27 protein-coding genes are annotated in these 25,032 nt (G+C 67.6%); 11 read left to right on the top strand and 16 right to left on the bottom strand.

What is annotated here, in order from left to right:
* Positions 1-7 precede the first annotated feature (7 nt).
* Positions 8-769 carry a sulfite exporter TauE/SafE family protein gene (locus tag ACS0OT_RS18260; RefSeq protein WP_065178879.1) on the top strand — a complete coding sequence of 254 codons (762 nt, stop codon included), beginning with the start codon at positions 8-10 and terminating at the stop codon, positions 767-769.
* 141 nt (positions 770-910) lie between these two features.
* On the opposite strand, the gene ACS0OT_RS18265 is transcribed toward ACS0OT_RS18260, so the two are convergent.
* The 10 genes from ACS0OT_RS18265 to ACS0OT_RS18310 all read right to left on the bottom strand — a co-directional run bounded on the left by ACS0OT_RS18265 (position 911) and on the right by ACS0OT_RS18310 (position 9,373).
* Positions 911-1,627, bottom strand: a complete 717-nt coding sequence (locus ACS0OT_RS18265) for a haloacid dehalogenase-like hydrolase (protein ID WP_005419826.1) — start codon at positions 1,625-1,627, stop codon at positions 911-913.
* On the bottom strand, positions 1,624-2,418 hold the full coding sequence (gene trpC / locus ACS0OT_RS18270) for an indole-3-glycerol phosphate synthase TrpC (RefSeq protein ID WP_005419828.1): 795 nt from the start codon (positions 2,416-2,418) through the stop codon (positions 1,624-1,626). Before trpC ends, ACS0OT_RS18265 begins: the two co-directional genes overlap by 4 nt.
* Before the next feature lie 74 nt (positions 2,419-2,492).
* The gene (gene trpD / locus ACS0OT_RS18275; protein ID WP_049443905.1) at positions 2,493-3,524 is read right to left on the bottom strand and encodes an anthranilate phosphoribosyltransferase; all 1,032 of its coding nucleotides are present in this window, start codon (positions 3,522-3,524) and stop codon (positions 2,493-2,495) included.
* 16 nt (positions 3,525-3,540) lie between these two features.
* Positions 3,541-4,128, bottom strand: coding sequence for an anthranilate synthase component II (locus ACS0OT_RS18280; RefSeq protein WP_065178878.1), 588 nt, complete (start codon positions 4,126-4,128; stop codon positions 3,541-3,543).
* 2 nt (positions 4,129-4,130) lie between these two features.
* The gene (locus ACS0OT_RS18285) at positions 4,131-4,910 is read right to left on the bottom strand and encodes an SIMPL domain-containing protein (RefSeq protein ID WP_442255925.1); all 780 of its coding nucleotides are present in this window, start codon (positions 4,908-4,910) and stop codon (positions 4,131-4,133) included.
* A gap of 66 nt (positions 4,911-4,976) precedes the next feature.
* Positions 4,977-6,452 carry an anthranilate synthase component I gene (gene trpE / locus ACS0OT_RS18290; protein WP_065178876.1) on the bottom strand — a complete coding sequence of 492 codons (1,476 nt, stop codon included), beginning with the start codon at positions 6,450-6,452 and terminating at the stop codon, positions 4,977-4,979.
* A 200-nt stretch (positions 6,453-6,652) separates the two neighbouring features.
* The gene (gene yegS / locus ACS0OT_RS18295) at positions 6,653-7,588 is read right to left on the bottom strand and encodes a lipid kinase YegS (RefSeq protein WP_164093394.1); all 936 of its coding nucleotides are present in this window, start codon (positions 7,586-7,588) and stop codon (positions 6,653-6,655) included.
* A 252-nt stretch (positions 7,589-7,840) separates the two neighbouring features.
* Entirely contained in the window at positions 7,841-8,323 is a 483-nt protein-coding gene (locus ACS0OT_RS18300) for a GNAT family N-acetyltransferase (protein WP_065178874.1), read from the bottom strand.
* Positions 8,324-8,335: 12 nt separating this feature from the next.
* A complete protein-coding gene (rpe, locus tag ACS0OT_RS18305) occupies positions 8,336-9,013 on the bottom strand; it encodes a ribulose-phosphate 3-epimerase (protein WP_005419843.1) in 678 nt (225 codons plus the stop codon).
* Positions 9,014-9,043: 30 nt separating this feature from the next.
* Positions 9,044-9,373 (bottom strand): J domain-containing protein, encoded by a 330-nt coding sequence (locus ACS0OT_RS18310; RefSeq protein ID WP_005419845.1) that lies wholly within the window; start codon positions 9,371-9,373, stop codon positions 9,044-9,046.
* A gap of 141 nt (positions 9,374-9,514) precedes the next feature.
* On the opposite strand from ACS0OT_RS18310, the gene ACS0OT_RS18315 reads away from it, so the two are divergent.
* From ACS0OT_RS18315 to ACS0OT_RS18350, 8 genes are all read left to right on the top strand, one after another.
* Positions 9,515-10,441 carry a phosphoribosylaminoimidazolesuccinocarboxamide synthase gene (locus ACS0OT_RS18315; RefSeq protein ID WP_032954595.1) on the top strand — a complete coding sequence of 309 codons (927 nt, stop codon included), beginning with the start codon at positions 9,515-9,517 and terminating at the stop codon, positions 10,439-10,441.
* A 135-nt stretch (positions 10,442-10,576) separates the two neighbouring features.
* Entirely contained in the window at positions 10,577-11,062 is a 486-nt protein-coding gene (locus tag ACS0OT_RS18320; protein ID WP_329953635.1) for an Mpo1 family 2-hydroxy fatty acid dioxygenase, read from the top strand.
* A gap of 332 nt (positions 11,063-11,394) precedes the next feature.
* Positions 11,395-14,223: a monovalent cation/H+ antiporter subunit A gene (locus ACS0OT_RS18325; RefSeq protein WP_005419861.1), complete on the top strand. Its 2,829-nt coding sequence runs from the start codon at positions 11,395-11,397 to the stop codon at positions 14,221-14,223.
* Positions 14,223-14,615 (top strand): Na+/H+ antiporter subunit C, encoded by a 393-nt coding sequence (locus ACS0OT_RS18330; protein WP_111188333.1) that lies wholly within the window; start codon positions 14,223-14,225, stop codon positions 14,613-14,615. The genes ACS0OT_RS18325 and ACS0OT_RS18330 overlap by 1 nt, the downstream gene beginning before the upstream one ends.
* Positions 14,612-16,147 carry a monovalent cation/H+ antiporter subunit D gene (locus ACS0OT_RS18335; RefSeq protein ID WP_065178873.1) on the top strand — a complete coding sequence of 512 codons (1,536 nt, stop codon included), beginning with the start codon at positions 14,612-14,614 and terminating at the stop codon, positions 16,145-16,147. Before ACS0OT_RS18330 ends, ACS0OT_RS18335 begins: the two co-directional genes overlap by 4 nt.
* Positions 16,144-16,650 (top strand): Na+/H+ antiporter subunit E, encoded by a 507-nt coding sequence (locus ACS0OT_RS18340; protein WP_005419867.1) that lies wholly within the window; start codon positions 16,144-16,146, stop codon positions 16,648-16,650. The genes ACS0OT_RS18335 and ACS0OT_RS18340 overlap by 4 nt, the downstream gene beginning before the upstream one ends.
* The gene (locus tag ACS0OT_RS18345) at positions 16,647-16,931 is read left to right on the top strand and encodes a K+/H+ antiporter subunit F (protein ID WP_005411334.1); all 285 of its coding nucleotides are present in this window, start codon (positions 16,647-16,649) and stop codon (positions 16,929-16,931) included. The genes ACS0OT_RS18340 and ACS0OT_RS18345 overlap by 4 nt, the downstream gene beginning before the upstream one ends.
* Positions 16,928-17,317 (top strand): Na+/H+ antiporter subunit G, encoded by a 390-nt coding sequence (locus ACS0OT_RS18350; protein WP_005419868.1) that lies wholly within the window; start codon positions 16,928-16,930, stop codon positions 17,315-17,317. Before ACS0OT_RS18345 ends, ACS0OT_RS18350 begins: the two co-directional genes overlap by 4 nt.
* A gap of 87 nt (positions 17,318-17,404) precedes the next feature.
* Here the strand turns inward: ACS0OT_RS18350 and ACS0OT_RS18355 are convergent, their stop codons facing one another.
* Entirely contained in the window at positions 17,405-18,370 is a 966-nt protein-coding gene (locus ACS0OT_RS18355; RefSeq protein ID WP_442255926.1) for a sodium:calcium antiporter, read from the bottom strand.
* A gap of 72 nt (positions 18,371-18,442) precedes the next feature.
* Positions 18,443-19,099, bottom strand: a complete 657-nt coding sequence (locus tag ACS0OT_RS18360; RefSeq protein WP_005419872.1) for a hypothetical protein — start codon at positions 19,097-19,099, stop codon at positions 18,443-18,445.
* 125 nt (positions 19,100-19,224) lie between these two features.
* Between ACS0OT_RS18360 and ACS0OT_RS18365 the strand changes: the two genes are divergently transcribed.
* Positions 19,225-19,758: a hypothetical protein gene (locus tag ACS0OT_RS18365; RefSeq protein WP_069138716.1), complete on the top strand. Its 534-nt coding sequence runs from the start codon at positions 19,225-19,227 to the stop codon at positions 19,756-19,758.
* 84 nt (positions 19,759-19,842) lie between these two features.
* On the opposite strand, the gene hmgA is transcribed toward ACS0OT_RS18365, so the two are convergent.
* Both hmgA and hppD read right to left on the bottom strand, forming a co-directional pair.
* The gene (gene hmgA, locus ACS0OT_RS18370) at positions 19,843-21,141 is read right to left on the bottom strand and encodes a homogentisate 1,2-dioxygenase (RefSeq protein WP_065186524.1); all 1,299 of its coding nucleotides are present in this window, start codon (positions 21,139-21,141) and stop codon (positions 19,843-19,845) included.
* An 85-nt stretch (positions 21,142-21,226) separates the two neighbouring features.
* A complete protein-coding gene (gene hppD / locus ACS0OT_RS18375; protein ID WP_175421884.1) occupies positions 21,227-22,339 on the bottom strand; it encodes a 4-hydroxyphenylpyruvate dioxygenase in 1,113 nt (370 codons plus the stop codon).
* Between the two features lie 129 nt (positions 22,340-22,468).
* Here hppD and ACS0OT_RS18380 point away from each other — a divergent pair, with 129 nt between their 5' ends.
* A complete protein-coding gene (locus ACS0OT_RS18380; RefSeq protein WP_005419884.1) occupies positions 22,469-22,960 on the top strand; it encodes a MarR family winged helix-turn-helix transcriptional regulator in 492 nt (163 codons plus the stop codon).
* Between the two features lie 81 nt (positions 22,961-23,041).
* On the opposite strand, the gene ACS0OT_RS18385 is transcribed toward ACS0OT_RS18380, so the two are convergent.
* Together ACS0OT_RS18385 and ACS0OT_RS18390 are read right to left on the bottom strand one after the other, a co-directional pair.
* Positions 23,042-24,181: a hypothetical protein gene (locus ACS0OT_RS18385; RefSeq protein ID WP_065197055.1), complete on the bottom strand. Its 1,140-nt coding sequence runs from the start codon at positions 24,179-24,181 to the stop codon at positions 23,042-23,044.
* A 232-nt stretch (positions 24,182-24,413) separates the two neighbouring features.
* Positions 24,414-25,019, bottom strand: a complete 606-nt coding sequence (locus ACS0OT_RS18390) for a thioredoxin family protein (protein ID WP_069138720.1) — start codon at positions 25,017-25,019, stop codon at positions 24,414-24,416.
* Between the last annotated feature and the right edge of the window lie 13 nt (positions 25,020-25,032).

The raw sequence follows: 25,032 nt of genomic DNA on the forward strand, positions 1-25,032 counted from the left end.
TCGGTGCATGGAGCTGAGCAGCGAATTCTGGTGGTTCATCCTCATCGGCCTCGGCGCACAGCTGGTGGACGGTGCATTGGGCATGGCGTTCGGCCTGGTGTCCTCGTCGGTGCTGCTGAGCATGGGCCTGCCCCCGGCGCAGGTCAGCGCCAGCATCCACACCGCTGAAGTGTTCACCACGGGCGCCTCGGGGGTGTCGCACCTCGCAGCCGGAAATGTCGATAAACGCCTGTTCCTGCGCCTGGCCCTGCCCGGCGCAGTGGGCGGTGCACTGGGCGCGTACGTGCTCACGCAGGTCCCGGGCGAGATCATCCGGCCACTGATCTACCTGTACCTGCTGGTGCTGGCGATCATCATCCTGGCCCGCGCCGCTGGGCGCTGGATGCCCCAGGGCGAGATCCGCCGGGTACCGGTGCTGGGCTTCTTCGCCGGCCTGCTCGACGCCAGCGGCGGCGGTGGCTGGGGGCCGATCGCGACGTCCACCCTGCTCGCCCGCGGCGGCCAGGCGCGCACCACCATCGGAACAGTCAACGCAGCCGAGTTCGTGGTCACGTTGACGGTGTCAGCGACCTTCCTGTTGTCGATGGGCGTGCAGCATCTGCAGATCGTTGCCGGCCTGCTGATCGGCGGCATGATGGCCGCGCCGGTGGCGGCGATCCTGGTCAAGCGGGTGAAGGAGCGCTGGGTGCTGGTGGCCGTGGGCGTGCTGGTACTGGGCATCAGCCTGTTCCAGATCGGGCATGCGGTGCACGGGTACCTGGGGCGCTGAGCGCTTGCCGGCCAGCGGCCGGCACTACCGGAACGGAGAAGGGTCGGCACAACCGCGACGGAGAAGGGTAGCGCCGGCCGCTGGCCGGCAGATCCGTCATCGTGCGATGGGGTCAGAGCCCCCATGGGATCTGGCCCCGGGCTACGCCTTGTCGCCGCCGCGATCCACGCATCCCCAGTTGAGGATGCGGGTGCCGGCCGGCAGCACGCGGCGGAAGAACGCCACCCGCCCCGGCTTCGGGTTCACCACCACCGGCGCCTTGGCCGCCAGCAGCAGCGGCAGGTCGGCGGTGCTGTCGGAATAGGCGATATCGATGTCGCCATAGCCGCGCTCGCGCAGCATGCGCATCTTCTCTTCGTTGTGGCAGTGACGGGTGGGACCGACGCCGCCCAGCCGCGGGCCGACCTCGGTGCCGATCACCGGCACATCCTGATGGGCCACGAAGGCCAGGATCGCGCGGGCCAGCTCCGGCGGCGCGCCGGTGGCAACCACCACGCGATCGCCTTTGGCGCGGTGCGCGGCGAACACTTCCAGCGCCTGCGGCAGCAGCTTGGCGCGCATCTGCGCCTGGTTGCGCAGCACGTAGGCGTCGATCACCTTGTTGAAGTCGCGCGCACGGTGCAGGCCGAAGCTGCCGATCCACACATAGACCGAGATGCCCGCGCGACGGGTCGGCAGCATCGCCACCATCGGCCCGGCGATCGGCGTGACCAGCAGCGCCGCCAGCATGCGCAGCGGGTTGCGCTTGATCAGCGAGGCGAACAGGTGGGTACCCGAATCGCCGTCGTAGAGGGTGTGGTCGAAGTCGAAGACCACCAGCGGCGCATCCTCGCGCGGCGTCGGATAGTGCGTTGTCATGTTGCGAAGAATAGCTGACGCAGGCCCTCGCCCGGCTCTTCCACGCGCATGAAGGCCTCGCCGACCAGGAAGGCATGGATGCCGGCGTCGCGCATCAGCGCCACGTCCTGCGGGCCGAGGATGCCGCTTTCGGTGACCAGCAGGCGGTCACGCGGCACGGCCTGCTGCATATCCAGCGTGGTCTGCAGCGACACCTCGAAGGTGCGCAGGTTGCGGTTGTTGATGCCGATCATCGGCGCCGGCACCTGCAGTGCGCGCTCCAGTTCGTCGATGTCGTGCACTTCCACCAGCACGTCCATGCCCAGCGACAGCGCCAGTTCCGACAGCGTGGCCAGCTGGGTGTCGTCCAGCGCGGCGACGATCAGCAGGATGCAGTCGGCGCCCAGCACGCGTGCCTCGTACACCTGGTAGGCGTCGATCACGAAGTCCTTGCGCAGCACCGGCAGCGTGCAGGCTTCACGGGCCTGCTGCAGGTAGGTATCGGCGCCCTGGAAGAAGTCCACGTCGGTCAGCACCGAAAGGCAGCTGGCACCACCGAACTCGTAGCTGACCGCGATGTCAGCCGGTCGGAAGTCGGGGCGGATGACGCCCTTGGACGGGCTAGCCTTCTTCACCTCGGCAATCACCGCCGGGTCGCCGTTGGCCACGGCCGCCTGCAACGCGCGCACGAAGCCACGTACCGGCGGGGCGCTGGCCACGGCGGCCTGCAGCTCCTCGAGCGGGCGCTGGGCGCGGCGCTGGGCTACTTCTTCGGCCTTGCGGGCCAGGATCGTCTGCAGGATGTCGCTCATCGTCTTCGATTCGGTGCGGGGGCGCTGAGGACGGCCATTATCGGCCATCGACGGGGTCAGGCTGAACCGCGCGCTCAGGCAACCAGCGCGCGGGTGGTCTCCACATACTGCTGCAGGCGCTGGCGGGCGCTGCCATTGGCGATGGCGGCACGGGCGCGGGCCAGGCCATCACCGATGTCGCTGGCCACGCCGGCCACGTACAGCGCGGCGCCGGCATTGAGCGCGACGATGTCCAGCGCCGGGCCGGGCTCGTTGTCCAGCACCGCGCGCAGCATCTGGATGGACTGCTCCGGGCTGTCCACGCGCAGGTTGCGGCTGGCCGACATGGCGATGCCGAAGTCCTCCGGGTGGATCTCGTACTCGCGCACCTTGCCGTCGCGCAACTCGCCCACCAGGGTGCCGGCGCCGAGCGAGATCTCATCCATGTTGTCGCGGCCCCAGACCACCATGGCGCGCTCGGTGCCCAGCTCGCGCAGCACGCGCGCCTGGATACCCACCAGATCAGGATGGAACACGCCCATCAGCACCGACGGCGCGCTGGCGGGGTTGGTCAGCGGACCAAGGATGTTGAAGATGGTGCGCACGCCCATCTCGCGGCGGACCGGCGCGACGACCTTCATCGACGGATGATGGATCGGCGCGAACATGAAGCCGATGCCGGTCTGCTCGATGGCAGCGGCCACCTGCGCTGGCTGCAGCTCGATGGCCGCGCCCAGTGCTTCCACCGCATCGGCGCTGCCGGACTTGGACGACACGCTGCGGTTGCCGTGCTTGGCCACGCGCGCACCGGCCGCAGCCGCCACGAACATCGCGCAGGTGGAGATGTTGAAGGTGTGCGAGCCATCGCCACCGGTGCCGACGATGTCGACCAGGTGGGTGCTGTCGGCCACCGGCACCGCCAGCGCGAATTCGCGCATGACCGTGGCGGCGGCGGCGATCTCGTCGATGGTTTCCTTCTTCACCCGCAGGCCGGTGAGGATGGCGGCGGTCATCATCGGCGACACGTCGCCGCGCATGATCTGCCGCATCAGGTCGACCATCTCGTCGAAGAAGATCTCGCGGTGCTCGATGGTGCGTTGCAGGGCTTCCTGGGGGGAGAAGCTCATGGGAATGCTCCTTGGATCAGGCCGCCGGGCGCTGCAGGAAATTGCGCAGCAGGGCGTGGCCGTGTTCGGTGAGGATGGATTCGGGGTGGAACTGCACGCCTTCCACCGGGAACTGGCGGTGGCGCAGGCCCATGATCTCTTCGATCGAGCCGTCCTCGTTCTCGGTCCAGGCGGTCACTTCCAGGCAGTCCGGCAGACTGTTCTTGTCCACCACCAGCGAGTGGTAGCGGGTGGCCTGGTAGCGGTCCGGCAGGCCGGCGAACACGCCCTTGCCTTCGTGGCGGATCGGCGAGGTCTTGCCGTGCATGATGTTGCCGGCGCGGATCACGGTGCCGCCGTAGACCTGGCCGATGCCCTGGTGGCCCAGGCACACGCCGAGGATCGGCGTGGTCGGGCCCAGCCGCTGGATCAGCTCCAGCGACACGCCCGCTTCGTTGGGCGTGCACGGGCCGGGCGAGATGACGATGCGCTCGGGCTTCTGCGCGACGATCTCGTCCACGCTCATTGCATCGTTGCGCACCACCTTCACTTCAGCGCCCAGCGTCTGCAGGTACTGCACGAGGTTGTAGGTGAAGCTGTCGTAGTTGTCGATCATCCACAACATGGTCAGGTTCCGTCGCTTATCAGGAAAATGGCGTACACGTTTTCGGTGTAGGTGATGGGGCCGGCTTCGACCGACTCGGGCAGGCGGGAGCCCGTGGTCTCGATGCTGTTCATCGGTGCCTCGGGCGCGGGCGGCGAAGGCGGCGTCACCAGATCCCCACTGCTCGGCCAACTGCCGGCCTGGATGCCATAAGCAAAGTTCGGCGCTACGTCGGAAATGCTGTACAGGCCGCGCAGCCGGGTGCCGTAGGCCTTGGCCAGGCCCTGCGCGGACTGGCGGGTCTGGGCTGCGGCCTCGCCCTTGAGTTCGCGCCGCAACGCCGCTTCGCCCGAGTAGGTCGGCGCCATGCTGCTCACCTGTACGTTCTCGTCGGCCTTCAACGCACCCAGCACATCCTGCATCGCCTTCACGCTGGCGAAGCTCGCACGCAGCTGGCGCGATACGCGGGTACCGATGAAGACCTGCCGGTTCTGCTCATAGCGCGTCGCCGGGCCGATCCGCAGGTTGTCCGCACGCACGCTGCCGTCCACCGCCTTGTGCTGCTTGAACAGCGCCAGCGCGCGCGCCACGTTGTCCTGCACGCGGCGCCGCGCGGCGTCGGCGTCCATGTCGGTCTCTTCGATGTTCAACTGCAGGCCGAAGCGGTCGGGCATCACTGTGCGGGTGCCCTGCCCCTTCACCAGCAGGTGCGGCTGCGAGGGGATCGTGTTGGCCTGCGCCCACGCAGACGGGGCCATCGTGGCCAGCAGTGACGACCACAGCAATGCGCTCAGCAGCTTCATGCGGTACTCCTTGTCTTGAATGGGAACAGCGGAAGATGCCGTGGCGCAGGCCACGGCACGGGAAACTCACAGGCCCTTGGCGGCCTGGGCGACGGCGCGGAACAGCGCACGGCCCTTGTTCATCGTCTCGTCCCATTCCTTGTCCGGGTCCGAGTCGTAGACGATGCCGGCGCCGGCCTGCACGTACAGGCGGCCATCCTTGATGACCGCAGTGCGGATCGCGATCGCGGTATCGGCATCGCCGTGCCAGCCGATGTAGCCGATGCTGCCGGCGTAGACGTTGCGCTTGATCGGTTCCAGTTCGCGGATCACTTCCAGCGCGCGGATCTTTGGCGCGCCGCTGACCGTGCCGGCCGGGAAGGTGGCGCGCAGCACGTCGGCATAGCTCAGGCCCGGCTGCAGTTGGCCGGTCACTTCGCTGACGATGTGCATGACATGGCTGTAGCGTTCGATCACGAACTGCTCGCCCACTTCCACGGTACCGGCCCTGGAGACGCGCCCGGCATCGTTGCGGCCGAGGTCGATCAGCATCAGGTGCTCGGCACGTTCCTTCGGATCGGCCAGCAGCTCGGCTTCCAGTGCCAGGTCCAGCTCGGGCGTGGCGCCACGCGGGCGGGTGCCGGCGATCGGGCGCACGGTCACTTCGCCATCCTGCAAACGCACCAGGATTTCCGGCGAGGAACCAACCACCTGCAGGTCGCCGACATCGAGGAAATACATGTACGGCGAGGGATTCAACGCGCGCAGCGCGCGGTACACATCCACCGGGCGCGCCTTGAACGGCACGCTCAGGCGCTGGCTGAGCACCACCTGGAAGATGTCACCGGCGCGGATGTATTCCTTGCTGCGCTGGACCGCATCGACGAAGCCTTCGCGGGTGAAGCCGGAGACGAAATCCGATTCGTCCAGCACGTCGCTGTTGAGCGGCGCCGGATAGCCGGCACCCGGCGCACGCAGCTTCGCAGTCAGGGCATCCAGGCGCGCCTGCGCCTGCTCGAAGGCACCGTCGACACGCGGGTCGGCGTGCACGATCAGGTACAGCCGGCCCTTGAGATTGTCGAATACCGCCAGCTCGTTGGAGTCCAGCAGCAGGATGTCCGGCGTGCCCAGCTCATCACGGCCAGCCGGCGGGGCCAGGCGCGGCTCGATGTAGCCGATGCATTCGAAGCCGAACCAGCCGACCAGGCCGCCGGTGAAGCCCGGCAGGCCTTCCAGCTTGGGCACCGAGTGGGCGCTGCGCAGCGCCTCGACTTCGGCGAAGGGATCGGCTACCTCGCGGGTGTCCACCACCTGGCCGTCTTCGCGCACGGTCAGCGTATGGCCGTGGAAGGCATACACGCGGCGCGCCGGCAGGCCGATGATCGAGTAACGACCAAAGCGCTCGCCGCCTTCGACGGATTCAAACAGGTAGGTATTGGGGCCGTCGGCGAGCTTCAGATAGACCGAAAGCGGCGTGTCCAGGTCGGACAGCACTTCGCGGACGACGGGAATGTGGGTGTGGCCTTCAGCGGCCTGCTGCTGAAACTGAGCGTGCGAGTTCAAGACGACTTTCCTTCCGGGACACAGCGTTATGGGGGCGGACGACGGCAACGGGCCACCATCGCCACCAACGGCGTGCGGAAGAAAGAGTATGCGGGGTCGTCAGGCTGGACACCCCTTGACTGTATCGCAGCTTGCGCGGCAGGGGAACCCTGGGAAACTGAACCACCGGACGCCCGCAGTGGCCACGGGGACTGATGACTCTACCCCTGCCCCTCCAGCAACGGGCATCCGGTCGGCAGATGCATCCGCACCCTGCCCGGCACGCACTCGACGCGAAAGTGACGGGCCTGCACCGGTTCGCCGTCCAGATTCAGGGTCAGCGCCTTGGGCGCATCGATCTGCAGCCACGACAGCCGCGCCCGTGTGGCCAGCTGTTCCAGTGCGGCCTGGGTACCGGACTTCAGCATCTGGCCGAGGGTGGCGGCGACCTCCCCTTCCAGTTCCGGAAGCACGGTCACATCCAGCAGTCCATCATCGATCAGTGCCTGCGGGCACAGCTGCTGGCCACCGCCGGCCTGCCGGCCATTGCCGATGCCGAGCGCGATGAAGTCACCTTCCCAGGCGAAGTCCGGGCCGGACAGGCGCGCGGCGATCGGCTCGATGCGGCCCAGCTTGGCGATGCCGGTGATCACGTAGGCCAGCCCACCGAGCATCTTCTTCAAGCCGGCATCGGTCTCCACCGTCACCTGCGTGCCGAAGCCACCACTGGCGAGGTTGGCGCACCACCAGGGCGTGCCATCGGCATCCACGCGCAACAGGTCGATGGGCCGTGCCGGCACCTGGCCGATCAGCGCGAGGGCATCGCCGGGCTCGGTGGGAATGCCTGCCGACGTGGCGAAGTCGTTGGCGGTCCCCATCGGAATCAACGCCAGCGAAGGCAGCGCTTCTGCCGGTTCCTCACGATGGGCCAGCGTCTCGGCCACCGCGCTGAGCGTGCCATCGCCACCGGCCGCCACGATCACGTCCACGCCATGATGGATGGCCTCGGCAACGTAGCGTTCAGCGTCACCGTCTTCCCAGGTCACCCGCACCTCCAGCTGCACGCCCTGCCCGCGCCAATGGCCCACGGCGTCGCGCAGTTCATCGTTGCCAGCCGATTTGCCGTTGAGGATCAGGCGCCAGCGCGGGGTGGTCATGCGGTACTTCCAGGTCAGGGCGGCACAGGCTAGCAATGCACTGTTTGCCCGCAGTGAATGTCACGCAGGTGTCATTCAGCTGCTGGAGAATGGAAGGCCATAGCAGGGACGACGGATGGAGGCAGGATCAGCCTCCCACGCATGCAGCGAGGCCACGCCAGTGATTGGCGTGGCTTTTTTTTGGGGGTGGGTACCCAGGGAGCGAACCAAGGTTCGCACCCACCGGGTTGCGGTTCGCACCCGCCACACGCCTCACCCGTTGGCGAAATCGTGCAGCGCCTGCCCCTGCAGCCGGTACACGGTCCACTCATCCTGCGGTTTCGCGCCAGCAGCGGTGTAGAACTCGATGGCCGGAGTGTTCCAGTCCAGCACCGACCATTCGAAACGACCGCAACCCTCGGCCACGGCCTGGCGTGCGATGTACTTCAGCAACGCTTTGCCGGCACCGGCACCGCGCTTTTCCTGGCTGACGTACAGGTCTTCCAGGTAGATGCCCTTGCGGCCCAGCCAGGTGGAGTAGTTGTAGAAGTACACCGCATAGCCGATGGCCTCGCCGTCGGCCTCGCAGATCAGCGCGCGGGCGGTGGCGTCGGCGCCGAACAGGCTCTCGGCGATGCCGATCTCATCGGTCTGCACCGAATGCTCGGCCTTCTCGTAGATGGCCAGCTCGCGGATGAAATGCAGGATCAGGCCAGCATCGGCCACGGTGGCCGGGCGAATGTTCAACACGGCCACCGTACTCATGGCTCAGCCCCGTGCCGCAGCGACGTTCGCGCGCATCTGCGCGATCACGTCCTGGTAGCTGGTCCTGGCGTTGAAGATGGCCGAGCCGGCGACGAAGGTATCGGCGCCGGCGGCAGCGATCTCACCGATGTTGTCGGCCTTCACGCCACCGTCGATCTCCAGGCGGATGTCCTTGCCGCTGGCATCGATCATCTTGCGCACCACGCGCAGCTTGTCCAGCGCCGAGGGGATGAAGGCCTGGCCGCCGAAGCCCGGGTTGACCGACATCAGCAGCACCAGGTCCAGGTCATCCAGCACCCAATCGAGGATGTCCACCGGGGTGGCCGGATTGAGCACGATGCCCGGCTTGCAGCCCAGCGAGCGGATCAGCTGGATGGTGCGGTGCACGTGCCGGCTCGCCTCCGGGTGGAAGCTGATGTAGGTGGCACCGGCCTCGGCGAAGTCCGGAATGATGCGGTCCACCGGCTCGACCATCAGGTGCACGTCGATCGGCGCGGTGACGCCGTGCTTGCGCAGGGCCTGGCAGACCATCGGGCCGATGGTCAGGTTCGGCACGTAGTGGTTGTCCATCACGTCGAAGTGGACCCAGTCCGCACCGGCAGCGAGGACGTTGTCGACTTCCTCGCCGAGGCGGGCGAAGTTGGCGGACAGGATGGAGGGGGCGATGAGGCAGTGGGACATGGCCGGGCCTTGCAACGAGGGGAAAGTGGGTCAGCGCTTGCGCAGGGACTTGATGCGGTCGTAGGCGGCATTGATCCGCCGCGACTTCTGCTCGGCCTGCTGCTGCAGCTCGGGGGCGGCGCCGCCAAGCTTGTCGGGGTGGTACTGCGAGATCAGCTTGCGGTAGGCGCGTTCGATCTCGGCATCGGTGGCTTCGGAAGTCAGCCCCAGCTCCCGGTACGGGTTCTCCTTGTTCAGGCGGAACCAGTCCGAATCAAAGGCATGGCCGATCAGCAGGCCGACCACCGCGCCGAACAGCGGATTGGGCCGGAACAGCAGGGCGCCGGCGATGAATCCGAGCAGTTTTCCGTACCAGCGCATGGCGCTCCGGGGTCGACCGACGAAATGGACGCTCATTTTACGTCACAGCGGGCCCGGAGGGCTTTACACTAGGCCGCCCGCTGGTCAGCGGGCCCGCCGGGTCCGTTGGGCAGCCGTATCGACAACGCCCCAGGAGTGCCCGTGCCAACCACGCTGTTGCAATCCGATCTCCCCGGCCTGCCCTTGCGCCATCGCGGCAAGGTGCGTGATGTGTTCGATATCCCGCGCGAGCGGCTGCCAGCCGGAACCCCGCCGGGCGACTACCTGCTGATGGTGGCCACCGATCGCCTGTCGGCGTTCGACGTGGTCCTGCCCGACCCGATCCCGGGCAAGGGCGAGATGCTCTGCCAGGTCTCCAACTTCTGGTTCGCCAAGACCGCGCACCTGATGCCCAACCACCTGACCGGCATCGACGTGGCCAGCGTGCTGCCCGAAGGCGTGGACCCGGCCCTGTACGCCAAGCGCGCGGTGGTCACCCGCAAGCTGAAGCCGGTGCCGGTGGAAGCGATCGCCCGCGGCTACCTGATCGGCAGCGGCTGGAAGGATTACCAGCGCACCGGCAAGGTCAGCGGCATCGACCTGCCCGATGGCCTGCGCCAGGCCGAACAGCTGCCCGAGCCGATCTTCACGCCCTCGACCAAGGCCGCGGTCGGCGACCATGACGAGAACATCGATTTCGACGCGATGGTGAAGCAGGTCGGTGCGGAACTGGCCGAGCGGGTGCGCGACGCCACCCTGCGCATCTACAAGTTCGCCGCCGATTACGCCCGCGAGCGCGGCATCATCCTGGCCGACACCAAGTTCGAGTTCGGTACCGACGCCGATGGCCGGCTGTACATCATGGACGAGATGCTGACGCCGGATTCCTCGCGTTACTGGCCGGCCGACGAGTACGAAGTGGGCACCAGCCCGCCGAGCTACGACAAGCAGTTCGTGCGCGATTACCTGGAGACGCTGGACTGGGGCAAGACCGCCCCGGGTCCGAACATCCCGGCCGACATCATCGAGCGCACCCGCGCCAAGTACGCTGAGGCGCTGCAGCGCCTGGCCGGGATCAGCGTCGACTGACCCGCCTGCGCCCCCGGCCGGAAAGGCGGGGGGCGCGTTCGGTAGTGCCGGCCGCTGGCCGGCAACGTCGACGAACACCTGCAGCCAGGCATGGCCTGGCTCTACTGACGGGCCCGGCGGGAGTATGCTGGCCGCATGCAGACATCCACCGAGCTTGCGCGGCCGATCGACCGCTATTTCGCCAGCTACTCCGACGACCACCGCAACGTGATCAACCAGCGCATCCACGTGGTGGCGGTGCCGGCGATCCTGTGGTCGGTGGTGGCCCTGCTGTGGTGCCTGCCGCCGCTGATCCCCTGGTTCCAGTACGGCATCTGGTCGGCGTTCGCGATGTTCAGCGCCTGGTGCTTCTACAACAAGCTGTCGCGCCCCCTGGGCATCGGCATGCTCGTCCAGTTCTTCGTATTTGGCTGCCTGTGCCGCCTGCTGGAGGCCGAGATCGGCCTGCATGCGCTGCGCTGGCTGGCGGTGGGCGTGTTCGTGGCGGCCTGGATCGCGCAGTTCATCGGCCACACGTTCGAGGGTCGCAAGCCCAGCTTCCTGACCGACCTGACCTACCTGCTGATCGGCCCGGCCTGGGTGATGGCCAAGTTCTATCGCAAGCTCGACTGGCGCTACTGATCGCGGGCGGTCGACAGCGGCCGTCGTTTCCTGAACGGGCGAATTCCATCACCCACACTCCACGGCGGCCCTGCCAGCCTGCGCCGGTGACTCGCTCCCCGCTTCCCGTCCGTTGACGGCAGCCCCTGTGCGACAGGGCCTGCGGTCTCCCTGCGTGGGCGTAGGGTGTCCCCCAAGAGCAACCCGGGAGGGACCGCAGGAACGTGATGTTGCGCCGCAGAAAAAATGAATCAGCGAACGTTACATGCAATTGATCGCTGTTCGATGGGTTTCGGCGACATTTCGCAGCCTGTTATTCTCCCTGACCTGCTCGTGAATCATGGATTCCCTGCATGCTCCCCAGCCTGCCCCTGCTGCTGGCCCTGCCGTTCCTGATGGCAGCGGCTGTTGCGGCCTTCCCCCGTAGTTCGCGCTCGACTGCTGCCTGGCTGGCGGCACTGGCGCCGTTGGGCGGGCTGGCCATCCTCGGCTGGCTGACCCCGGCAGTACTCGATGGCCAGGTGGTCCGCACCCTGGTCCCCTGGCTTCCACAGATCGGGCTGGACTTCACCCTGCGCCTGGACGGGCTGGCCTGGATGTTCGCCGGGCTGGTGCTCGGCATCGGCGCCCTGGTGGTGCTGTATGCGCGCTACTACCTGAACCAGCAGGACAACGCGCACCGCTTCTACTGCTACCTGCTGCTGTTCATGGGCGCCATGCTGGGGATGGTGCTGTCGGGCAACCTGCTGTTGCTGATGATCTTCTGGGAGATGACCAGCATCAGCTCGTTCCTGCTGATCGGCTTCTGGTCGCACCGCCAGGACGCACGCGAAGGCGCGCGCATGGCGTTGGTGATCACCGGCGGCGGCGGCCTGGCCCTGCTCGGTGGCGTGCTGCTGATCGGCCGCATCGTCGGCAGCTTCGACCTGGATGTGGTGCTGGCCGCCGGCGAGCAGATCCGCGCCAGCACGCTGTACCCGTACGCCCTGTTCCTGGTGCTGGCCGGCATCTTCACCAAGAGCGCGCAGTTCCCGTTCCACTTCTGGCTGCCGCACGCGATGGCAGCGCCGACCCCGGTCTCGGCCTACCTGCACTCGGCCACCATGGTGAAGGCCGGCGTGTTCCTGCTGGCGCGGCTGCATCCGGCGCTGGCCGGCAGCGACCTGTTCTTCTATACGGTCAGCGGCATCGGCGCGCTGACCCTGCTGATCGGTGCCTGGAACGCGATCTTCCAGCACGACCTGAAAGGCCTGCTGGCGTACTCGACCATTTCCCACCTGGGCCTGATCACCCTGCTGTTCGGCCTGTCCACGCCGATGGCGGTGGTCGCCGGCGTGTTCCACATCCTCAACCACGCCACCTTCAAGGCCTCGCTGTTCATGGCCGCCGGCATCATCGATCACGAAACCGGCACCCGCGACATGCGCAAGCTGGGGGGGCTGCGCAGGCTGATGCCGTTCACCAGCGCGCTGGCGATCATCGCCTCGCTGGCGATGGCCGGGATCCCGCTGCTCAACGGCTTCCTGTCCAAGGAAATGCTGTTCGCCGAAGCGATTACGGCCGGCGGCCCGGGCATCATGCGCACGGCGGTGTCGATCGCGGCGTTGCTGGCAGGCGTGTTCGGCGTGGCGTACAGCCTGCGCTTCGTGCACGACACCTTCTTTGGCGCTGGCCCGCACGACCTGGACCGCGTGCCCCACGAGCCGCCGCGCTGGATGAAGGTGCCGGTGGAGCTGCTGGTGGTGATCTGTGTGGCGGTGGGCGTGGCACCGGCACTGACCGTCGCGCCGGTGCTGCACGCCGCTGCGGCCTCGATCCTCGGCACCGCCATGCCCGAATACAGCCTGGCGGTGTGGCACGGCTTCAACCTGCCGCTGGCGATGAGCGCGATCGGCGTGGTCGGTGGCGTGGCGCTGTACTTCGGCCTGCGCAGGCTGATCAACCTGCATGCCGTGACCAATGTCAGCACGGGCCGCAATGTGTTCCACGCCCAGCTGGACGCCGTGTCCGCGCTGGCGATGCGCCTGACCAATGGCATCGCCAATGGCAGCCTGCAGCGCATGCTGCTGGGCCTGGTGCTGGTGGCGATCGTGGTTGCCGCTGCGCCGTTCGTGGCCAACCCAGCCTCGCCGAACTGGACCGCGCCGCAGCCGATTCCGCTGCTGGGCTGGGCCCTGTGGCTGGTGATGATGGCCTGCGCGGTCGCCACCCTGCGCATCTACAAGCAGCGCCTGCTGGCGGTGCTGCTGGTCGGCGGCGTCGGCCTGATGGTGGCGCTGACCTTCGTGTTCCTGTCCGCACCCGACCTGGCCCTCACCCAGCTGCTGGTGGAGATGGTGACGCTGGTGCTGATGCTGCTGGGCATGAATTACCTGCCCGCGCAGTCCGGGCCTGAGCGGCCGCGCTGGCGCAAGCGCCGCGACGCGGTGATCGCGATCATCGCCGGTGCCGGGCTTGGCGCGCTGGCCTATTCGGCGATGACCCTGCCGCCGAACACCATGGCCGGCGAGCTGCTCGCCCGCGCGTTGCCCGAGGCCTACGGCCAGAACGTGGTCAACGTGATCCTGGTCGACTTCCGCGGCTTCGATACCTTCGGCGAGATCACCGTGTTCGGCATCGCCGCGCTGGTGGTGCATGCGCTGCTGCGGCGTACGCGGATGGCACCGGAGCAGATCATGCCCGGCCCGCCGATCAAGCTGCCGGTGCCGGCCGACCTGGCCCAGATCATGTTCCCGCTGACCCTGACCGTGTCGATTTTCCTGTTCCTGCGCGGGCACAACGCACCGGGTGGCGGCTTCATCGCCGGCCTGGTGTTGGCAGTGCCGCTGCTGATCCAGTATGTGATCCAGGGCACTGCATCGGTGGAGTCGCGCTTCGGCTTCGACTACATCCGCTGCATCGGCATGGGCCTGCTGATCGCCCTGCTCAGCGGCAGCGCCTCGATGCTGTTCGGCGTGCCGTTCCTGACCAGCGGCCATCTCGACCTGCACCTGCCGCTGATCGGCGACGTACCGCTGGCCAGCGCAATCGGCTTCGACATCGGCGTCTATCTGGTGGTGTTCGGCGGCGCCATGCTGATGCTGTCGATGATGGGCACGATCAAGCCGTCGCGAACCCGCACCGCCCGCAAGGGTGAGATCGACCTGCAACGCCGCTCGGCACGCACCGGGGAGATGCACTGATGGAACTGGCCCTGGCTACCGCGATCGGCATGCTGACCGCCATCGGCATCTACCTGCTGCTGCGTGCGCGCAGCTTCGATGTGATCCTCGGTATGACCTTCCTGTCCTACGCCACCAACCTGCTGATCTTCGCCGGCGGCCGCGTGGTGCTGGGCAAGGCGCCGGTGCTGCAGGAAGGCGTGGACAGCCACCTGGGCAACTACACCGACCCGCTGCCACAGGCGCTGGTGCTGACCGCGATCGTGATCGCCTTTGCGATGACCGCGGTGAGCATTGTGCTGGCCATGCGCAGCCGCAGCGACAACCACAGCGACCACGTGGATGCCCACGAGCCGGATGACGACCTGCAGGACGAGCGCGTGCCACCGCGCCAGGGCGAGGACCGCGCATGAACCACCTGGTGATCCTGCCGATCCTGATTCCGCTGCTGGGTGCGGCGCTGTCGCTGTTCGTCGAACACCGCCGCTATGGCCCCAGGGTGCAGCGGGCGGTGGCCTGGACCGCGCAGTCGGCGCTGGCACTGGCGGTCGGGTTGCTGTTTGCCACCACGGCCAGTGGTGAAATCAACGTCTACCTGCTTGGCGACTGGCCGTCGCGGCTGGGCATCGCGCTGGTGGCCGACCGGCTGTCGGCGTGGATGCTGCTGACCACCCTGCTGCTGGCCATTCCCTGCCTGCTGCACGCCTGCTCGGGCTGGGACCGCCGCGCGCCGCACTTCCATGCGCTGTTCCAGTTCCAGCTGGTCGGCCTCAACGGTGCGTTCCTGACTGGCGACATCTTCAACCTGTTCGTGTTCTTCGAAGTGATGCTGATCGCCTCCTACGGCCTGCTGCTCAGTGGTGGCCGCGGCCTCCGCATGCGCATCGGCCTGCATTACGTGGTGTTCAACGTCACCGCCTCGACCCTGTTCCTGGTCGCGCTGGGCCTGCTGTATGCCTCGCTGGGCTCATTGAACATGGCCGAGCTGTCGCAGCGCATCGCCGAGGTACCGCCGGCACAGCTGACCCTGGTGAAGGCGACGATGGGCCTGTTGCTGCTGGTGTTCTGCGCCAAGGCCGCGTTGATGCCGCTGTACCTGTGGCTGCCGGAAGCCTATTCGCGCGCGCCGGCCGCCGTGGCCGCACTGTTCGCGATCATGACCAAGGTCGGCCTGTACTCGGTGCTGCGCATCCAGATGCTGTGGTTCGGCGACGATGCCGGCGCGATGGCCGGCTACGGCCGCGACTGGTTGCTGTGGGCCGGCGTCGCGACGCTGGTGCTGGGCGGCCTCGGCGCGCTGGCCGCGACCCGCCTGCGCGTGCTGATCTCGTACCTGGTGATCGTGTCGGCGGCTACGCTGTTCATCGCCTTCTCGGTGGGCACGCCACAGGTGCTCTCGGCTGGCCTGTACTACCTGCCACACAGCAGCTTCGTCGCTGCCGCGCTGTTCCTGGTTGCCGACCTGATCCGCCGCCGTCGCGGTGGCGCCAGCGACCGCAAGGAAGTGGTCGCGCCGATGCCAGGCAAGGAGACGCCCGCCGTGCTGTTCCTGATCGGCGCGGTGTCGGTGGCCGGCCTGCCGCCGCTGTCCGGCTTCCTGGCCAAGGCTGCGCTGCTGGCCGGCATGCCGGCGCAGTACACCGGCCCGGTCTGGACCGCCGTTCTGGTCAGCAGCCTGCTGGTGATCATGGGCCTGACCCGGGGGGGCATCCGCCTGTTCTGGCGCGTGCCACCGGTCGATCCGGAAGCGCCGGTACCGCGCAAGGCGCGGCTGCGCCGGGTCGAGCTGTACGCGGCCTGCATCCTGCTGGCCTACGGCATCGGCATGACCCTGGCCGCAGCACCGCTGATGCGCTACACCGACGCCACCGCCGCGCAGCTGCTGCACCCCAGCGAGTACGTGCAGCAGCTGCGTGCGACTGCACCGGAGATCCGCCAGCCATGACCGCCCAGCGCTCCCTGTTCCGTCGCCTGATTCCGTCGCCGATGCTGAGCATCATGGTGGTGGCGTTCTGGCTGCTGATGTCCGACAGCTTCACCCTTGGCCAGATCGTGCTGGGCCTGCTGCTGGGCGTGGTGGTGCCGCTGTTCGCCGCGCGCCTGGACCGCGAGTTCGCCCGCATCGGCACCCTGCGCCCGTTGCCGAAACTGCTGTGCGTGACCCTGTGGGACATCCTGATGTCCAACATCCGTGTCGCCCTGCAGGTACTGGGGCCGGAGAAGAACATCCACCCCGGTTTCATCTGGCTGCCGCTGGACATTGCCAACATCCATGGCATCGCTGCGCTGACCAGCATGATCACGCTGACCCCGGGCACGGTCTCGGCCGCGCTCAGCGACGACCGCAAGTACCTGCTGGTGCACGTGCTGCACCTGGAGGACCCGCAGGACCTGATCGATACGATCAAGCGCCGTTACGAGGCGCCGTTGATGGAGATCTTCCCATGACCGGTTTTGAAGTCATCCAGACCACCCTGGTGGTGTGCATGCACGTGGTCGGCCTGGCGATGCTGCTGGCCACCTGGCGGCTGTTGCGCGGGCCGACCGTGCCCGACCGCATCCTCGCGCTGGACACGCTGTCGGTGACCGCGATCGCTGAGCTGATGCTGTTCGGCATGTACCTCAACTCGCCGATCTACTTCGAGGCGGCGCTGATCATCGCCATGCTCGGCTTCGGCAGCACCGTGGTGCTGAGCAAGTTCGTGCTGCGCCGGGACATCGTCGAATGATCACCGCGATCCAGATCGTCCTGTCGATCCTGCTGCTGTTCGGCTGCTTCTTCATCCTGGTCGGCGCACTGGGCCTGGTGAAGCTGTCCACCTTCTTCAAGCGCCTGCACGCACCGACCAAGGCCAGCACGCTGGGCGTGGGCTGCGTGCTGGTGTGCTCGGTGTGCTACCACATCTTCCTCGGCCAGGACCCGCAGCCACGCGAGCTGCTGATCACCGTGTTCCTGTTCATCACCGCACCGATCAGCGCGCACATGATGGCCAAGGCGGCGTTGTCGCTGCTGATGGAAACCCGCCCCAGCCTGCCGGGCAACGAGCCGGCCGCCGAGGAGCAGCTGCCGCCGCCGGAACCGGTGCGGGAAGAAGAAACCACGCAGAACCGGTAGTGCCGGCCGCTGGCCGGCAGGGTGACGCCCCGTGGGTGCCGACCGTTGGTCGGCACGAAATCGACTGCATCCACGCATGGCGTGGATCTACAACGCCGGTGCGCCGACCAGCAGCAGCTCCAGCACGAACCAGCCTACGAACGCGACCAGCAGGATCCCGCCTTCGCCACGACTGATCTTCAGGTCGCCGCGCAGCATCGGGTACAGCACCAGCGCGAACGCCAACAGCGCAGGCAGTTCCAGGCGCACGAACGAGGCCGGCAAGGCCAACGGCTGCAACATCGCCATCGCGCCGATCACCAGCAGCAGGTTGACCACGCTGGAACCCAGCACGTGGCCGAGCACCATGTCGCCATGCCCGCGACGCGAGGCGGCAATGGCGGTGGCCGCCTCGGGCAGTGCGGTGCCGATCGCCACCGGCAGCAGGCCGACCAGCAACGGCGTCCAGCCCAGTGCGGCACCGAAGTCGGCGGCAGCCCCCACCACCAGGCGCGCGCCCCAGTACAGAGTCAGTGCGGCGATCAACACGCGCAGCACGTTCAACGGCAGGCTGGTGCGGCTCAGCGCGGATTCGGCGATGGCTACCTGCACCTCGGCGCTCTCGACGCGGCCGCGGCGCAGCAGCAGCACCTGCACGACGATGAAGCCCGCCACCAGCACGCCGCCTTCCCAGCGCACCAGGTGACCATCCAGGCCGAACAGGATCAGCAGCACGGCGGCCGCCAGCAGCGACCACCACAGCACCGCCTGCAGGCGCGCGCGCAGCAGCAGGGGGGCGGCGACGGGGGCCACCGCCAGGGTCAAGCCCAGATTGACGATGCTGCTGCCCACTGCATTGCCCAGTGCCAGCTCCGGTTGGCCGACCGCCAGCGCACGTGCGTTGACCGCCAGTTCCGGCAACGAGGTGGTCACGCCGAGCAGCAGCAGCCCGGCAGTGAACGGGCTGGCCCCGAAGCGCTGGGCCAGGCCAGAGACGGCCTTCACGATGGAGTCCCCGCCCAGTGCCAGCAGCAGCAGGCCGAGCAGGAACCAGGCAATGGCAATGGCGATCATCGAGCACTCCCCAGCAGTGGTGGCGCGATTCTACGCTTGGCCCGAGCGCATGGCTGGGCGATGGATCAAGGATCAGCCACAGCCTTCCGCATAGTCGACCTGCGGGGTCTGCCCGACCCGCCAGGCCCCCACCCGGCCATCGGCACCGAGCGCGAAGTCGATCACTGCCCCGCCCTCCTGCGCCGGCCGCACGCGCAGGTGCTGGGCCTTCTCGTCGTACTTGTCGGGACCGACGTCTGCGCGCTCGGGATACAGCACCTGCAGCTCGCCCAGGGTCATGCCGACCTTGCCGCCGCCCGGTGCGGTGATGGCGGCGCTGCGCACGTCGTAGCGCACCAGCTTGCGGCCTTCGATCATCAGCCGCGGGTCCTCGGCATCCTGCGGGCGAAGGAAGTAGCAGCCGTCGTTGCCGTCGTCGGCGGACAGCGGCTTGCCGGCGGCATCGGTGCCCAGCCCCTGCAGTGGCGTGCCAAAACCACTGCGGACTTCGGCGATGCCGGTGCCCAGCTTCGCACCCGCGAAGCCGTCCAGGCGGGCCGGACTGTCCTTGCGGAGGTCGTTCGCCGGGCGGGCCGCCAGATCAGGATCCGTCGACTGGGCCGGACCGGTCGCCGAGGCGGTTTCCGCCGGGGTATCGCTGCCGCTGCCGGCGGCGCCCTGCTTGTCGGGGCCGCCACTGCATGCGGCGAGCGAAAGGAGCAACAGACCAGCAATCGGGAGGTGCTTCATCGGTGCGGTTCCCTGGCACGAAGGTAGCTGCACGCTAGCGCAGCGCGCGTGCAGAGGCTGCATTGTCATCGCGGTTTCATCGCCCTCGTTCAGGCTCGGCATGCACCGACCTGGCTGTCCCTTCCATGCAACCGCGCAAGACCGAACTCGCCCGAACCGCGCTGCAGGCCCATCGCGCGCCGCTGGACATGCGCCAGCGCCGGTTGCTGATCCTGTGCGACGGCCAACGCAGCATCACCGACCTGACCGGTCTGCTCGGCCAGGATGCGCCCGCGATGGTCATCCAGCTGGTGCAGGCCGGCTACCTGAGCACCGGCACCGGTGCCGCAGCCCCGCCACCGCCGCCGGCAGCCACGGTAGAGCCGCAGCCCGCGACACCTGCCGCAGCTGCTGCCACAGCGGTCGAACGCCGCCGCTCGCTGGTGTCCGCGCGCATCTATGTGCTGGGCATCCTGGAAATGCAGCGCCACCCGCAGGCGGCGGCGCTGTTCCGCGACCTGCAGCAGGCACGCGCCGAAAGTGAAGTACTGCAGGTGCTGCACTCGGCGATGCGGATGCTGCCCGGGCTGACTTCGGAAGGCTATTGCCAGCGTGTACGCCAACGCCTGCTGGAAGCGCTGCCGTTGGAGCACTGCGACGCGTTCGCCGAGGTGGCCTGAAGAAAAAGGGGACGGAGGGGATTAAGTCGTTTCAAGCACACGTGTGCTGATTGCGGCTTAATCCCCTCCGTCCCCTTTTTCGGGTCAGCGGAAGTTGTTGCGCAGGCCGTTCCAGCACTGCTGGTAGTCGCCCTGACGGTGGCCGGCGGCCAGGGCCTGTGCGGTCGGGCGGATCACCGCGCGGGTCTCGAACATGAAGGCCATCGTGTCCTTGATCACGTCCGCCTTGGACAGATCGGCATTGGATGCCTTGTCGAAGGTCGGCGCGTCCGGGCCGTGGCCGCTCATGCAGTTGTGCAGCGATGCGCCGCCCGGCACGAAGCCTTCGGCCTTGGCATCGTAGGCACCGTGCACCAGGCCCATGAATTCGCTGGCGATGTTGCGGTGGAACCACGGCGGGCGGAACGTGTTCTGCGCCACCAGCCAGCGCGGCGGGAAGATCGCAAAATCCATGTTGCTGGTTCCCGGCGTGTCGCTGGGCGAATGCAGCACCAGGAAGATCGACGGATCCGGGTGGTCGTAGCTGATCGAGCCAATGGTGTTGAAGCGGCGCAGGTCGTAGCGGTACGGCGCGTAGTTGCCGTGCCAGGCCACCACGTCCAGCGGCGAATGGTCGATCGGCGCACGCCACAGGCGGCCCTCGAATTTGGCGATCAGCTCGAAATCGCCATCGACATCCTCGAACGCCGCGTGCGGGGTTTCGAAGTCGCGCGGATTGGCCAGGCCGTTGGAACCGATCGGGCCAAGGTCAGGCAGCTTCAGCAGCGCACCGTAGTTCTCGCAGATGTAGCCGCGGCTCGGGCCATCGGGCAGTTCAACGCGGAACCGCACGCCGCGCGGGATCACCGCGATCTGCTGCGGCTCGATCTCGATCACGCCCAGCTCGGTCAGCAGGCGCAGCGCGCCCAGCTGCGGCACGATCAGCAGCTCACCGTCGGCATCGTAGAAGTAGCGGCCGACCATGTCGCGGTTGGCAGCGTAGAGGTGGATGCCCACGCCAGCATGCGCATCGGGCGAACCGTTGCCCCCCATCGTGTACAGGCCTTCGACGAAGTCGGTCGGCAGCTCCGGCAGCGGCAGCGGACTCCAGCGCAGCTGGTTCGGCGAGGCCGGCTGTGCGCCGAAATCACATTGCAGCTGCGACTGCGCGAACGGGGTGAACTCGCCATGGGTCACCGCCGGACGGATCCGGTACAGCCAGCTGCGGCGATTGCTGCCGCGCGGCGCGGTGAAGGCGGTGCCGGTCAACTGTTCGGCGTACAGGCCGTGGGCCACCTTCTGCGGCGAGTTCTGCCCGACCGGCAGCGCGCCGGCGACGGCCTCGGTGGCGAACTCGTTGCCAAAGCCGGACTGGTAGCCGCGGGCGATGATGGCGGGGGACATGGGAACTCCAGAGATGGCCGGCCAGCGGCCGGCACTACCATTCGGACAGGCAATGTCGACCGGAAGCCGACATTGCCTGCAGACCTTACAGCACGCCGCGGCGGATCTGGTCGCGCTCGATGCTCTCGAACAGCGCGGTGAAGTTGCCTTCGCCGAAGCCTTCGTTGCCCTTGCGCTGGATGATCTCGAAGAAGATCGGGCCGATGCAGTTCTGGGTGAAGATCTGCAGCAGCTTGCGCTGGTGGGTTTCCGGGTCGGCGTCGATCAGGATCTTGTTCCTGGCCAGGCGCGGCACGTCTTCACCGTGGTTGGGCACGCGCTGGTCGATCACGTCGAAGTAGGTTTCCGGCGTATCGAGGAAATCCACGCCCTGCGCGCGCATCGCTTCAACGGTCTCATAGATGTTCTCGGTGAAGCAGGCGATATGCTGGATGCCCTCGCCCTTGTACGCGTCCAGGTACTCGTTGATCTGGCTCTTCGGGTCGGACGATTCGTTCAGCGGGATGCGCACGATGCCGTCCGGCGCGGTCATCGCCTTGGACACCAGGCCGGTCTTCAGGCCCTTGATGTCGAAGTAGCGGATCTCGCGGAAGTTGAACAGGCGCTCGTAGTAGTCCGACCACTGCTGCATGTTGCCGAAGTACAGGTTGTGGGTCAGGTGGTCGATGAAGGTCAGGCCGAAGCCCACCGGGTGCAGGTCGGCACCGGCGATCGGCTCGTAGTCGCCGTCGTAGACGCTGCCGGCCGCGCCGTAGCGGTCGACCAGGTACAGCATGCAGTCGCCGATGCCCTTGATGACCGGTGCGCTGACCGCCTTGCTGTCCGGCTTGAAGGCGATGGCTTCGGCGCCGTTGCCCAGCGCGGCCTGGTAGACCTCCTGGCCCGGCTTCTTGAAGCGGATGGCGAAGCCGCAGGCGCACGGACCGTGCTTTTCGGCGAAGTCGGCGGCGAACGAATCGGGGTCTTCATTGACCAGGAAGTTGACGTCGCCCTGGCGATAGACGGTAATCGGACGCTGCTTGTGCTTGAGCACCGCGCTGAAGCCCATCTTCCGGAAGTACTCGTGCAGCTCCTGGCCGCGGCCGGCCGGGGCGGCGAATTCGACGAACTCGAAACCGTCGATGCCCATCGGGTTCTCGAAGGTGGTGACCTGCATGCCGGGGTTGGGGTGCGAGGCGGTCGGGACTGCGGTATTCATGGCGTGGCTCCGAATCGGTACCGCATCGGTACAAACCAGGTGCGGGCAGGTAGGGACCCGGCGAGAATGCAGGGTCTGGACCTACCCCTTATAGTTACACTTGAAACCACCAGCAAGGTGCACCGCAACATGAGCCCCGATCCCGCCTCGACCCGCCTGCGTGCCTCGCACGTCCTGCTCGACCTGGAACAGTTCCTGCCGTATCGGCTGAGCGTGCTGTCAAACCGGGTCAGCGGCAACATCGCCAAGCTGTACGGCGATCGTTACGGTCTGGCGATCCCCGAGTGGCGGGTGATCACCATCCTGGCGCTGTACCCGGGCTCCTCGGCCAGCGAGGTCTCCGACCGCACGGCGATGGACAAGGTGGCGGTCAGCCGCGCCGTGGCCCGCCTGCTGGAGCGCGGCTTCATCAAGCGCGAGACGCATGGCGACGACCGCCGCCGCTCGGTACTGGCGCTGTCGGCCGCCGGTTTCGAGGTGTACGAGACCATCGCGCCGATGGTGATCGAGATCACCCGCAAGCTGATGTCGGTGCTGAGCGAGGAGGAAGAGCAGGTGCTGGAAAAGCTGATCCTGCGCCTGGCCGGCGAAGGCCTGGAGCGGATGGGCGAAGGGGTCTGAAAGAAAAAGGGGACGGAGGGGATTAAGTCGTAACGAGCACAGGTGTGCCTGAAACGACTTAATCCCCTCCGTCCCCTTTTTTCAGCTCAGGTGCTTGCGCCGTGCGTGGATCCACGGCACGGCCAGTGCTGCGATGGCGCCGCCGGCGAAGCCCAGCGAGGCGGCAACCGTGGCGGCTTCGACGGCCCCGGGCAGCGCCAGCGCCGCAGCCACCAGCAGCAGCGACGGCAGGCCGACGAAGGTGCCCAGGAAGAAATGCCAGCGCGGTGACCATGTATTGAGCTGCAGCAGGCTGACCGGTTGCCAGGCGTCGGACGCGGCATCCTCGGCGATCTTCGCCACTACCTTGCCCAGATCCACTTCCGGCAGCGCGCGCCCCGGGCGGACGGTCGCCAGCAGTTCGGCCACGGCCTCCACCGGTGGGAAGCTGGACGGCCACGCCACCGGGGCCGGCACGCCGTAAGCGGTCAGCAGCGGCACGCTCAGCCACGGCGCCACCAGCGGGCGCATGCGGCGGCGGCCATGCACGCACCAGATCTGCGGCTGTCCATGCGCGGTGACGTTGTACAGCGCCAGTTCGTTGGCGGGCGGATAACCCAGCATGGTCACCCGCGCCGCCAGACTGTCCTGGCCCATCGCACGCAGGAAGCCCGGGCGGCTGCGCCCTTCCTGCATCCACGCCAGGCCCAGCGCACCCACCAGGTACGCCTCCGCCGCGTCCTTGCTGCCCGCAGTGGCGCGCTCATCACTGGCCAGGTACCACGCCAACGACTTCGGCTCGGCGACATCCTCCAGGCCCCATCGGCTGTCATCCCCCAGCACGTGCCGCACCGGCAGGCGGGCAGGCGCAGTTTCGCCACGCTCCCCGGTCTGCAGGAACGGCAGCACGCCCTGGATGAAGGTGGACAGCTCGATCGCGCGCGCGCCATGGCCCTGCCATTCCGGCGGCAGCAGCCCGGCCAGCTGGCCCTCGGCCGCCAGCGCATCAAGCCGCGCCTTCTGCTCGACCAGATTCTGCACCGCGCCCTTCAGCACCACGTTGTCGGGCAGCGCGATCTGCGGCAGGCGGTGGCGTGGTGGTGCCAGTTCGACGGTTTCCTCGCCGGTGCCGGCGTCGTCCAACAGGGTTTCCTGCGCCGGCAGGGTCACGCCTTCGCCTGCCCCACCCTCGGCCAGGTGGCTGGCAGGTTCGGGCAATCGTTCGGCGTGGTCGCTGTGCATGGGCGTTCCGGTAGGTTGCGTCGACGGGGCGTCGACTGAAGTCCTTGCCGGTAACGGCGAGCGCGTTGCGAAGTTGAGATGCCGATTCAGGGAGTGTGACGGCGCGCGCAGTAGAGCCACGCCATGCGTGGATGCGACCCGGCATCAGTGCCGGCCAGCGGTCGGCACCCACCGGGGTAGGCGGCCAGCGGTCGGCCCCCACCACAGCTGCCGGCCAGCGGCCGGCACTACCCTACTCCGGTTTATCAGGTGCCCACTGCTTGAGGAACGCGCTCACCCGCGCAGGCTGGAAGGCTTCGCCCCTGCGCAGTTCGCCGGTGGCCTGCGAGACCAGCAGGCTGCCATCGGCGTCCAGTACCAGCAGGTGCGGGTAGTCGCGCTCCATCACCGGGAACTGGGCGAAGAAGGCGGTGTTGGGCTGTTCGTCGCTGGCGTTGACCTTCACCCACACGTAGTGGGCGTCGCGGAAGCGGCGCAGGTCGCCGTTGCCCTCGACCATTTCGTCCAGCGCCCGGCAGCGATCGCAGGCGGCGTTGCCGATCTCGAGCAGGATGCGCTTCTTGCCGCGCTGGGCTTCCACCTTGGCGGTGGCCAGGTCATCGGCGGGGTCGCGGGCCGGGTCGAACTGCGCGCCGAGCCCGGCGATGGCGGCAATGTCCGCCGCCACCGGGGTGTTGCCCGAGGCCACCGGTTCGCTGGGGTCAGCGACCGGCGGCTCGGTGGGCCGGGTATCCAGGGGCTGCGTGGGCTCGGCGGTGGCAGGCGGTTGCGGTTGGGAACAGGCGCCGATCAGCGCCGCACAGACCACCACCATTGCACCACCGAGCTTGCTGCGCATGCCTTCTACCCTC

This window comes from Stenotrophomonas maltophilia group sp. RY12688 (assembly GCF_052149045.1).
GTDB classification, from domain to species: domain Bacteria; phylum Pseudomonadota; class Gammaproteobacteria; order Xanthomonadales; family Xanthomonadaceae; genus Stenotrophomonas; species Stenotrophomonas sepilia.